Origin of the sequence: Klebsiella sp. CN_Kp075 (assembly GCF_040065055.2) — a bacterium.
In the GTDB taxonomy this organism is placed as follows: Bacteria; Pseudomonadota; Gammaproteobacteria; order Enterobacterales; family Enterobacteriaceae; genus Klebsiella; species Klebsiella aerogenes.
Window position 1 is genome coordinate 2,000,705 of record NZ_CM198050.1, and the last position, 8,795, is coordinate 2,009,499.

The window sequence follows — 8,795 nt, forward strand, 5'->3', positions numbered from 1 at the left end:
CGTTAATCCCCTCAAAAATTAAAACGGGCAGCCGGTACGGTGTTCCCAGTCGTATTCCGCCTGGGAGTAAGCAACTGCCGAAATGAAATCGTTATATGCCTCTCCGGCGGCATCGCTGCGGAGTCCTTCGTATGGGCTTTTGTCCATCGGTACAGAGAAGAGGAACAGACCTGACGGCTCTTTCGGCAGGGCGTCGATAATTTCCTGCGCCCGGTCGTCAATCCACTTTTCTTTTTCCTCGGAAAGCTGTTGCTCAACCCAACGACGATCTTCAATGCAGTCGTAAGTGAGAAATTCGTTCATGTCTGAACTCCTGAAATTTGGATGTGCAGAGCCCGGCTGCATGAAGCCAGCCCGGCCTTTCAATGTGAAACTTGATTAATCAGCATGACGGCTCAGAATGTATGAAGCGCAGCGGCGACAAATAAGGTGACCAGATGCTGATTGATAAAAAATTGCCAACTCCGATGTACCCAACCGAAGAGATGGGTAGGCGTTCTAAACGGAATCGTTGGTTTGTGAAGGAAAAGGGTAGTGACCAGCCAAGCGATCAGTCATGGTATGACTGGTGGAAATCACGTTCACTTGGTTTAGGTGAGAGTGGACATATAGCGTGGCGTTCTACGTGTATCGCAAAAAATGCACCTGATCCGTTTAATCCGCCTGATTTCTTTGAAGTCGATTTTAGAGCGCCTGATGGCAAGCTTTACAACCTCGAATTCAAGCTCGCGCCTCACGGGCCAAATAAATGACAGGTTAGTTGCTTAATCCGTTTCCGCGCCCATCGAGGTAAATCTCGATAAGCAGGGCTTTGGTGTAGGTACGTTCGCAGCCGCGGTGAAGGTATAACTTCCCGCGCTTGTGAGCTGATGCAGTCCAGGTGCCGTCGCGATGCTTAACCAGCATGCCTGGCTGAACGGCGCCGCGGTTAACGGTCTGGGTACCGTAGTGCTGACTAATCATGGAAGACCTCCATCACAAATAAGGCAATCAGCAGGTATATGGCTATCAAGCCAATGCAGAAGCGAACCATGTATCGCCAGCACCGGCGCGATATACCGCAACGACCATCATCAAATTCATCGTGATTCATATCACCCTCGTTGCCTTATCGCCGGCCAGCGGAACAAGAAAGACTTCTGCGCTTAATCTCTGGCGGTGGATGGCCGCCGGTTGTCATAACTAAGCCGCCTCGGTGAAGCGACTGAGGTATGAAAAGGCCGCCTAAGCGGCCTTTGACTCAGTGTTATTTGGTGAGGTCCTGAACTTCCAGGATGAAGCTTTCTGCTGGTTCGTTGAACTGTTGCATCTGATCAATGACGTTCAGTTCCAGGTAATCGCCAAACTGACCGTTAGTGGAGATAATCAGATGGTCTGGATATTCCGGATTGGCGAAGTTGTCGATTTGCCACAGAATTGCAGGGAAGGTATCAACGTTAGAGAGCTCATTCTGCTCAAAAATGCCGCCAAACATGTTCATAGGGCGGCGCTCAAAAATGCCGGTAGCGGAAATACCAACACGAACAAATGGGCTGAAGGTTTTCGCCTTCTCCACGTTGATTTCAACCGCCAGCTGATTACCGACGATTTTCTTTGCAGACAGGAATACATTTTCAAATTGGCTCATTTACTTCTCCTTGGATTATTAAAGGACTATCTCGATCCATTATTTGGGCTTAACGGGAGAACCCTTTTAAGACCTGCTGGTAAATCTTTGCCACAATCTCGCAGTGGCTAGCGCCGGTCTCCCGGTCATCTTTTGAAGCTGCTTACGCGTTAACCGGGCGCTAACCGGTAACTCAGTGATGCTTTACGCTTCCTTTCCCTCACTACGCCGCCGTGGGAACCCGACCGTATGAACGCCGTCGTCACGCTGCCTGAAAAGGCAACAAAGTGCGGTCTATCCGCTTTAATGCTTCATTGGAATCACTCCTCTAAGTTGATGCCCCGATGTTCAGGGCGACTGAGCAACCAAACATCACCGGGCCGTAATCCTCTTCGTGTGCTATACCCGCCACGCGTTACACACCTGCCTCAATCCTATTGGGCGCTCTGTTCGATTTGCCAGGAGCGTTCCGGGTGATTGTGTTGCTTATCTGATTTGTTAATGAGCAGGCGACTTGCTGTCCGCCGCGGCTTAACTCTGGTGGCCGCATCGATGTTTCGTTTCGATGGCTAAACAATAGCTAAAGCGATTATTTGAGTCAATCGCCAAAACGATATTTATAATCGATAATGTGATAATTGATTGAATGATAAAGCGATAATTTTTAGAGGAAGAGGTAAAAAAATTAGATAAAGAGGTTGGAAAAGTTAGGTTGGCGGTAAGGAGGGCGGTTTGAGCGCAATAAAAAACCCGCCGAAGCGGGTTATGCGAAACGTTTGTAATCTATTGATTGCCTGAGCAGGACTTTCGCCATGATATAGAACGTGTCCTCATCCCCAGCTTCAACGTACCACTTTTCATAGATAGGGTTGTCTGAAATGACAGCCAGTCTGTCACGCTGCATCTGCAGGCGTTTCACATGAAGAGTTTTTCCGAAAACGAAAACATACACACCGTCGCCATCAAAATGTGTGACGCCAGTGTCGACAAATATTTGGTCGCCTGGGGAAATAGTGCCATCCATGCTATCGCCATTAACCGTGATAACTTTAACGTGCTGTGATGGCCGGTTGCCAAACAAAGCGCGAGCCTGTTCAGTTGTGTATTCAATGGCACGTATGGTTTCAATAAAGTCACTGGTGACCAGCGAACCTGGACCAGCGCTGGCCTTAACGTCTAGAACATCCACGCGGTAGAATCCATTTTCTGGCGCTTTAACCTGGTATAGCTTATGTGGCTCTTGCATACCAGAAGCGAGCATTTCTCCTTCACCCGCAGAAAGCCATTCTGGACGTACACCAAGTACAGAGGCGATCTCAACAGTCTTACGCGAACCGTTAGCATCCTTAAGTAACTTATTTACGCTGGATTGAGCCATGCCGACATCTTTGGCTAATCGGCCTTGAGTATATCCAGCATTTTTCATTGCCTGCGCCAGGCGCTCCGAGAATCCCATATTCACCTCTGTTAACGACTCCTTTAACTCTATCGCTCAAGCGATTATTTAGCAAAAAATCGCCTATGCGATTGACATTCGCTAAAGTGATAATCATAATCGCTTTAAACTGATAGCTGAGGTGATTATGAAGACCCCAACAGTAGAGAAAAACTCCGCAGTAGAAAAAGCGATTGCAATCGCTGGTAGCCAGAAAGAACTGGCTAAGCGTTGCGGCAAGGCACAGTCAACAATTTGCGATTGGCTTAATGGCAAGAAACGTATTTCGCCAATCCATGTTCCTGAGCTTGTTAGTGCGGTTGGCGGGGAGATCAAGGCGTATGAGTTCAGGCCTGACCTTCCAGCACTATTCCCGCATCCGGACACTGCCGCCTGAGCCGCGTTAAAGCTCAACGCTCTTTAACAATCAGGAAATCAAATCTAACGGCTGAATTATCAGCCATTTGGAAACTATTTAACTAAGGGAATGCAAATGCAATCACTTACGTATCAACACAATACCGGATTCGTTCCGGCCGCGATGATAAATCGCGCTCAAACAAAGCAGGATCACGATCATGACCTGATCCGCGATGCAGTAAGAGCCTGGGCGTCGGCTATCGACAATCAGGATGTAGTTTCGGCACTGATTATCAACGAGTACCGGGAGCAGGGCGGCGATTCAATCAGCTTTCCTGACGATATCAGTCGGGCCCGCCAGAAACTCTTTCGCTTCCTGGATAACCGGTTTGATTCGGAGCAGTACCGCGAGAACGTTCGCCAGCTGACACCGGCAATCATGGCCGTTTTACCGCTGGAGTTCCGCACCAAGCTGGCGCCGCAGGACGACTCCATGTCGCTGATAGCTTCTGCAATGAAAGAGTGTGCCGAAGCCAAGCAGGCAGTGCTTCTTAACGCGCCTGAGCATCAGAAACTGAAGGAGGTAAGCGAGGGTATCGCTTCGCTGTTTCGCCTCATGCCGGAGCAGGTAGGCCCACTGATGACGATGGTGACATCGATGCTGGGGGTTATGTGAAGACGTTAGGAATGGGTGAAGACTGTTGTGCGCCAACACAGCCAGCCTTCGATGCAATAACGCGAGTCAATTGCGAGGTCATTATGACAAACGCTAATAAAAAACGCCAGGCGCAGGAGGTTTAACTGTGTCGAACGTAGCTTACGCCAATTTCGCGGCACACTCAGCCGCTAGGAGCAACAGGATGGAGAACCAGAAGTCTGGTTACGTCCCGTTGTACCGGAGCATCAAGAAGAAGTCATGGGCTAAAGACGTGTTCCTGCGCGCATTGTGGGAAAACCTTCTCATTGACGCAGCCAGACAGCCATATACGGCCTTCTTCAAGGGCAAACAATGGCCTCTGCAAACCGGTCAACTGGTCGTCACTGCTGCAGATCTTGGGCTTCAGTTGTGTGACCGTCAGGGTAATCCGACAAGCCGTGATGCAGTGGAGAGAATGCTGTCTGTTTTCGTTCGCGAAGGGATGATCACCATCGAGGGAGAGAAACGAAAAGGCAGGGTGATCACCATTAAAAACTATGTCGAATATGCTCAAAAAATGGACGATTTACCCGCACATAAAGCCGCACATATAAGCGCACATGACGAAGCCAGTAATGGCGCGGGTTCGGAAGGGGATGCCGCACATAAGGCCGCACAATTCCCCGCACATCATGAACAAGAAGGTAATAACAAGAATATAAATAACTCTTCGTCCGAGAATTCTGACGAATCCTCTGACAAGCCAGGAAAGAAAACTCCTGTTTTGAGACCAGAAGCAGCGATCCAGAGCGGAACAAAATGGGGCAACTCTGAAGACCTCCGCTGTGCTGAATGGCTGTTCACCGTCGTACAGGGCATCGCCCCCTCGGCAAGGAAACCGAACTACGCCACCTGGGCGAATGATATCCGCCTGATGCGAGAGCGTGACAAGCGCACCCACAAGGAAATCGCCTCGCTGTTCAAGTGGGCCTGTGAAGACAAGTTCTGGAAGGGCAATGTCCTGTGCCCATCAACCCTTCGCGAAAAGTGGACCCAACTCGATATCAAGCGAGGTAAGCAGACCAACGGAACTGCTGCCGACAAGCCAAAGGTTGACCTTACCAACACTGACTGGATTTATGGAGTGCAGCTATGAAAAGCCTTGCAGAGCAGATGCATAACTTTGACCGCGAACAGATGCGCCGCGTTGCGCACAACCTGCCGGAGCAGTACGACGATAAACCGCAGCTTGAACAGGTAGCCCAGGTCATCAACAGCGTGTTCAGCCAGTTGCTGGCAGCTTTCCCGGCAACCACTGTAAACCGTGACCAGACCGAGATGAACGAAATCCGGCGCCAGTGGGTTCTGGCATTCAGAGAAAACGGCATCACCACCATGGAGCAGATTGCAGCTGGTATGCGGGTAGCCCGTCGCCAGGAGCGTCCATTCCTTCCGTCACCCGGCCAGTTTGTTGCCTGGTGCAAAGCTGAAGAAGCAGCGGCGGCCGGGTTACCTAACGCCGAACAACTGGTGGACATGATTTACCAGTACTGCCGTACGCGCGGACAGTATCCGGATGTCGAATCTTACCCATGGGAGTCCAACGCGCACTACTGGCTGGTTACATCCCTGTACCAGAACATGCGCGCAAACGGCCTCAGCGACGCTGAGTTGCGCCGCAAAGCATCAGAGGAACTGGCGCGTATGGCTAACCGAATTAACTCAGGAGAGACGATTCCGGAACCCGTTAAGCAACTTCCTGTTCTTGCTGGTAAGCCGTTATCACGCATGCAGGGACTGGCCAGGCTGGCTGAAATTCGCGAGAAGCACGGACTGAGAGGGCGCAAACAATGACCGGAAAAGACGCAATTCTGAATTACCTCAAGACACACAAAACCTGCAGCTCACTGGATGTGGCTGAAGCCTCTGGCATCTCGCACACCTGTATCAACCAGGCGGCGAACATCCTGGCAAAGCAGGGCTTATTGGTTGCAGTTAGCAAGGTCTGGCGAATGGTGACACATCGCCGCGGGAAGAACAGGCAGATTTAGTCCTCAGCTGCTCCAACGCATATTCAGGAGTGCCAGACCAGTCCTGTTATGAAACGCGTACTGATGACGTAGGAGGAAATTTGCTGTGATGTAAATCGCAAAAATGCGAAAATGATGAGCTGAATCATAATTAGTTGTCTGGGTTGCGCGTAATTTGTCAGCAATATCTTTTTCAAAATTAAGAGTAGTCAATAATGAGAATTTTAATGATGATTGTTGCAGTTTCTGTATTGGCCGGCTGCACTAGTGACACCCGATCGATGTGGCATAGCCGTTATGCATTTAAGACTGTCGGTCAAGTCTCTGCAATGTGTGATGATGGAGATCGGGACGCTTGCTATGCAGCTCGCGATATGGGAGCAATGCAGGTTGGTCTCAACGAAGCAAACCAGACCATTCAACAGCAGCAAGCTCAGCAAGCAGCTATCGATGCCGCTAACAGACCGATTACAACTAATTGTAACCCCACAATAAATGGCGGAATGAGTTGTACCACCTACTAAACCGGCGAGAGAATTATCTGCGTCAATAACCGGATTGAGCCGGATGTTTTTATGAAAGAATCTAATCCTTCAACGTTGCCAACTATTGAACAGATATTATCAGTAGCAAAAGAGCGAAACATTCCGCTAACGCCAAAAAAAGCAAAGGAACTGCTTAAGCGTTGGAAGATTGACATAGAAAGAAAAGGCATACCATCAAGTTCAATTCCTGGCAATATGGATATCTTCTCGCGTTACATTCAGCCGGGGTTTGTTGTAAACAATCCAGGAACAAAAACAGCTTATTCTATCCCGCGGGTGACCAAGACGGGTAGATGATGTCTGAACATCATATTGCAGCTAAATCACGATAGATGCGCGACAAGGTTAACGTCGACCTTGCCGCTTCGGGCATGGTTTACATGGAGCGCCTGAACATGCCGGCTCTAGCGCGTGAGCAGCCAGAGCTATTGCGAGAGTATTTTATGGGGTATGTCCATTACAACCGAGTGCAGATCTTACAGTTCCCGCGCGCTTCCGATCCGTGTTACATCGAAATGGCTGAACAGAATACAAGTAGTAACTCCATGGTGAGCTTTTTGATACTGTGCGTGTTAGCAGGCCGCCTTTAAAGAGATAAATAGCATGTCAAAACTTCCCACTGATGAAGAGTTAAATGTACTCATCGAAAAAGCGCAGGCGCATTCAGAAGTGATGTCTGAATTAGGTTCAGAGCAGGAAGAATGAAGAGTCTGGTCAGATATTGAGTGCATTATGTGAATTGAAACAGTACAGGGAAGGAGTCGCCCAGCAGGAGGTTTGTGATGCCTGAATCCCCAACAGAACGCAAAGCCGCGCAGGAGTGAAAGTAATTGTGTCGTGACAGCATAATTTCGCTATCAACAGCGAAAAGGAGCCTGAAAATGAAACCACAATCAACAGTGCAGCACGAAGTTAACATCGACGGCAAAGAATTTGTTGTCACGTTAGCCAAAACAGGAAAATCAACGTGGAGAGCGTGGGGGGATGCCTGGGGCCGCCATATCGTCGAAACAGGCTCTAGCGAGAGCAGTGCGCTAACGCATTGGAAGGCTAATGCGTTAGCGATGAACGGGTAGTGCGGCATCTTTTGGAATATAATCCCCTCTACACCAGAGGGGTTGTAGAAGTGGATCCACACCATCCGGTGTCGCATGAAAAAGCGTATTAGTGGCCCAGGGATACAAGGAAAAAAAGTTGGTATCGTTTATGAAAAAAACATCACTTCTGGTTTGTGCTGTTCTTATATCAAACTTGACGCTTGCTGCAGAAAATAAAGAAGAAATAGTGCCTGTGCGTATAAGTTGCCCTTTCCCTTATTATCCAGCTTCTGCTATGGCTAACAAGATTAGCGGCACTGTAACATACTCTGCCGCAGTAAATGAAAAAGGGGAGGTTACTTCTGTTGAGACAACCGGTACTGAGATCTTCTTTAGAGAAACCAGATCAGCAATAAGGAAATGCAAGTTTGAGCCAGGAAGACCGGGCATTGCCCGTGGAACCATAAGATTTAGGCCGTCTTAAAGAGGTAAATAGCATGTCCAAGCTTCTCACTGATGAAGAGCTAAATGTTCTCATCGAAAAAGCTCAGGCACATTCTGAAGTGATGTCTGAATTAGGTTCGGAACAGGAAGCTGAAGAGTCTGGTCAGATATTAAGTGCATTATGTGAATTGAAACGCTACAGGGTAAGAGACCGGAAGGATGTCAATCTTAGCTGATCAGTTTCTGATCGCACAACTGGCTATCAACTAGCAACAATAGGTTTGGCGCATATTCGCAATATTACTCAAGACCGGTATTTGGGGCTTTATTGTATAATCTATCCATGCCCAAATCTGAGTAAAGCACTGTGACTAAAGAACAAGCTATCTATGACGCTATGCGTCAAGCAATCAACACCGCTCCACAAGGGAACCGTTCTTCTGAAATGCATCTTCAATTACTTAAATACGCTCAAGAACTGAAGCATGTTCCGCGTGAGAGTATTTGTGAGGAGGTTGGGTTAAGTCCTTCATTTAAAACAGAAGTGGGTAAAATGCGAAATATCATTGATCGTCTTGTTGCCGCTGGCCTGGACGTATCAAAAATCTGAAAGTTTTGATTTTCCGTTATCAACCAGCCATAATCATGTCATCGGAGCCTGAACAACTCCGGTGACTTCTGCGCTTTGAGGGGACTCAAAG

General features: G+C 48.7%; 16 protein-coding genes and 1 pseudogene. 13 read left to right on the top strand and 4 right to left on the bottom strand.

Going from position 1 to position 8,795, the window contains the following annotated elements; all coding sequences use genetic code 11:
• Positions 1–18: 18 nt before the first annotated feature.
• On the bottom strand, positions 19–303 hold the full coding sequence (gene gamL, locus ABLV78_RS09545; protein WP_015705911.1) for a host nuclease inhibitor GamL: 285 nt from the start codon (positions 301–303) through the stop codon (positions 19–21).
• Positions 304–437: 134 nt separating this feature from the next.
• Here gamL and ABLV78_RS09550 point away from each other — a divergent pair, with 134 nt between their 5' ends.
• Positions 438–752, top strand: coding sequence for a hypothetical protein (locus ABLV78_RS09550; protein ID WP_015705910.1), 315 nt, complete (start codon positions 438–440; stop codon positions 750–752).
• A 4-nt stretch (positions 753–756) separates the two neighbouring features.
• On the opposite strand, the gene ABLV78_RS09555 is transcribed toward ABLV78_RS09550, so the two are convergent.
• The 3 genes from ABLV78_RS09555 to ABLV78_RS09565 form a co-directional block, all read right to left on the bottom strand.
• Positions 757–963: a phage encoded cell division inhibitor protein gene (locus tag ABLV78_RS09555; RefSeq protein ID WP_015705909.1), complete on the bottom strand. Its 207-nt coding sequence runs from the start codon at positions 961–963 to the stop codon at positions 757–759.
• A gap of 283 nt (positions 964–1,246) precedes the next feature.
• Entirely contained in the window at positions 1,247–1,627 is a 381-nt protein-coding gene (locus tag ABLV78_RS09560) for a hypothetical protein (RefSeq protein WP_165430678.1), read from the bottom strand.
• A gap of 742 nt (positions 1,628–2,369) precedes the next feature.
• Positions 2,370–3,062, bottom strand: a complete 693-nt coding sequence (locus ABLV78_RS09565; RefSeq protein WP_165430702.1) for an XRE family transcriptional regulator — start codon at positions 3,060–3,062, stop codon at positions 2,370–2,372.
• Between the two features lie 127 nt (positions 3,063–3,189).
• Here ABLV78_RS09565 and ABLV78_RS09570 point away from each other — a divergent pair, with 127 nt between their 5' ends.
• The 12 genes and pseudogenes from ABLV78_RS09570 to ABLV78_RS09625 all read left to right on the top strand — a co-directional run bounded on the left by ABLV78_RS09570 (position 3,190) and on the right by ABLV78_RS09625 (position 8,704).
• Positions 3,190–3,438, top strand: a complete 249-nt coding sequence (locus tag ABLV78_RS09570; protein ID WP_165430677.1) for a transcriptional regulator — start codon at positions 3,190–3,192, stop codon at positions 3,436–3,438.
• Positions 3,439–3,534: 96 nt separating this feature from the next.
• Entirely contained in the window at positions 3,535–4,077 is a 543-nt protein-coding gene (locus ABLV78_RS09575; protein ID WP_165430676.1) for a toxin YdaT domain-containing protein, read from the top strand.
• A gap of 184 nt (positions 4,078–4,261) precedes the next feature.
• Positions 4,262–5,194, top strand: coding sequence for a phage replication protein O (locus ABLV78_RS09580; RefSeq protein ID WP_165430675.1), 933 nt, complete (start codon positions 4,262–4,264; stop codon positions 5,192–5,194).
• A complete protein-coding gene (locus tag ABLV78_RS09585; RefSeq protein WP_165430674.1) occupies positions 5,191–5,892 on the top strand; it encodes a replication protein P in 702 nt (233 codons plus the stop codon). The genes ABLV78_RS09580 and ABLV78_RS09585 overlap by 4 nt, the downstream gene beginning before the upstream one ends.
• Positions 5,889–6,161 (top strand): annotated as a pseudogene (locus ABLV78_RS09590) (protein ren). The gene ABLV78_RS09585 and the pseudogene ABLV78_RS09590 overlap by 4 nt, the downstream one beginning before the upstream one ends.
• A gap of 134 nt (positions 6,162–6,295) precedes the next feature.
• Entirely contained in the window at positions 6,296–6,592 is a 297-nt protein-coding gene (locus ABLV78_RS09595) for a hypothetical protein (protein WP_226473659.1), read from the top strand.
• A 51-nt stretch (positions 6,593–6,643) separates the two neighbouring features.
• The gene (locus tag ABLV78_RS09600) at positions 6,644–6,910 is read left to right on the top strand and encodes a hypothetical protein (protein ID WP_165430672.1); all 267 of its coding nucleotides are present in this window, start codon (positions 6,644–6,646) and stop codon (positions 6,908–6,910) included.
• A 35-nt stretch (positions 6,911–6,945) separates the two neighbouring features.
• Entirely contained in the window at positions 6,946–7,203 is a 258-nt protein-coding gene (locus tag ABLV78_RS09605; RefSeq protein WP_165430671.1) for a DNA polymerase III subunit theta, read from the top strand.
• 291 nt (positions 7,204–7,494) lie between these two features.
• Positions 7,495–7,689 carry a hypothetical protein gene (locus ABLV78_RS09610; RefSeq protein ID WP_165430670.1) on the top strand — a complete coding sequence of 65 codons (195 nt, stop codon included), beginning with the start codon at positions 7,495–7,497 and terminating at the stop codon, positions 7,687–7,689.
• A gap of 130 nt (positions 7,690–7,819) precedes the next feature.
• A complete protein-coding gene (locus ABLV78_RS09615) occupies positions 7,820–8,134 on the top strand; it encodes a TonB family protein (RefSeq protein WP_165430669.1) in 315 nt (104 codons plus the stop codon).
• Positions 8,135–8,147: 13 nt separating this feature from the next.
• Complete coding sequence (locus tag ABLV78_RS09620; RefSeq protein ID WP_165430668.1) at positions 8,148–8,330, top strand: hypothetical protein; 183 nt, start codon at positions 8,148–8,150, stop codon at positions 8,328–8,330.
• A 131-nt stretch (positions 8,331–8,461) separates the two neighbouring features.
• On the top strand, positions 8,462–8,704 hold the full coding sequence (locus ABLV78_RS09625) for an HTH-like domain-containing protein (RefSeq protein WP_228279838.1): 243 nt from the start codon (positions 8,462–8,464) through the stop codon (positions 8,702–8,704).
• Positions 8,705–8,795: the final 91 nt, after the last annotated feature.

What these genes read in the sequence shown, in the direction of transcription:
- gamL (WP_015705911.1), bottom strand. Translation starts at nt 303, where the DNA reads ATGAACGAATTTCTCACTTACGACTGCATTGAAGATCGTCGTTGGGTT.
- ABLV78_RS09550 (WP_015705910.1), top strand. Translation starts at nt 438, where the DNA reads ATGCTGATTGATAAAAAATTGCCAACTCCGATGTACCCAACCGAAGAG.
- ABLV78_RS09555 (WP_015705909.1), bottom strand. Translation starts at nt 963, where the DNA reads ATGATTAGTCAGCACTACGGTACCCAGACCGTTAACCGCGGCGCCGTT.
- ABLV78_RS09560 (WP_165430678.1), bottom strand. Translation starts at nt 1,627, where the DNA reads ATGAGCCAATTTGAAAATGTATTCCTGTCTGCAAAGAAAATCGTCGGT.
- ABLV78_RS09565 (WP_165430702.1), bottom strand. Translation starts at nt 3,062, where the DNA reads ATGGGATTCTCGGAGCGCCTGGCGCAGGCAATGAAAAATGCTGGATAT.
- ABLV78_RS09570 (WP_165430677.1), top strand. Translation starts at nt 3,190, where the DNA reads ATGAAGACCCCAACAGTAGAGAAAAACTCCGCAGTAGAAAAAGCGATT.
- ABLV78_RS09575 (WP_165430676.1), top strand. Translation starts at nt 3,535, where the DNA reads ATGCAATCACTTACGTATCAACACAATACCGGATTCGTTCCGGCCGCG.
- ABLV78_RS09580 (WP_165430675.1), top strand. Translation starts at nt 4,262, where the DNA reads ATGGAGAACCAGAAGTCTGGTTACGTCCCGTTGTACCGGAGCATCAAG.
- ABLV78_RS09585 (WP_165430674.1), top strand. Translation starts at nt 5,191, where the DNA reads ATGAAAAGCCTTGCAGAGCAGATGCATAACTTTGACCGCGAACAGATG.
- ABLV78_RS09595 (WP_226473659.1), top strand. Translation starts at nt 6,296, where the DNA reads ATGATGATTGTTGCAGTTTCTGTATTGGCCGGCTGCACTAGTGACACC.
- ABLV78_RS09600 (WP_165430672.1), top strand. Translation starts at nt 6,644, where the DNA reads ATGAAAGAATCTAATCCTTCAACGTTGCCAACTATTGAACAGATATTA.
- ABLV78_RS09605 (WP_165430671.1), top strand. Translation starts at nt 6,946, where the DNA reads ATGCGCGACAAGGTTAACGTCGACCTTGCCGCTTCGGGCATGGTTTAC.
- ABLV78_RS09610 (WP_165430670.1), top strand. Translation starts at nt 7,495, where the DNA reads ATGAAACCACAATCAACAGTGCAGCACGAAGTTAACATCGACGGCAAA.
- ABLV78_RS09615 (WP_165430669.1), top strand. Translation starts at nt 7,820, where the DNA reads ATGAAAAAAACATCACTTCTGGTTTGTGCTGTTCTTATATCAAACTTG.
- ABLV78_RS09620 (WP_165430668.1), top strand. Translation starts at nt 8,148, where the DNA reads ATGTCCAAGCTTCTCACTGATGAAGAGCTAAATGTTCTCATCGAAAAA.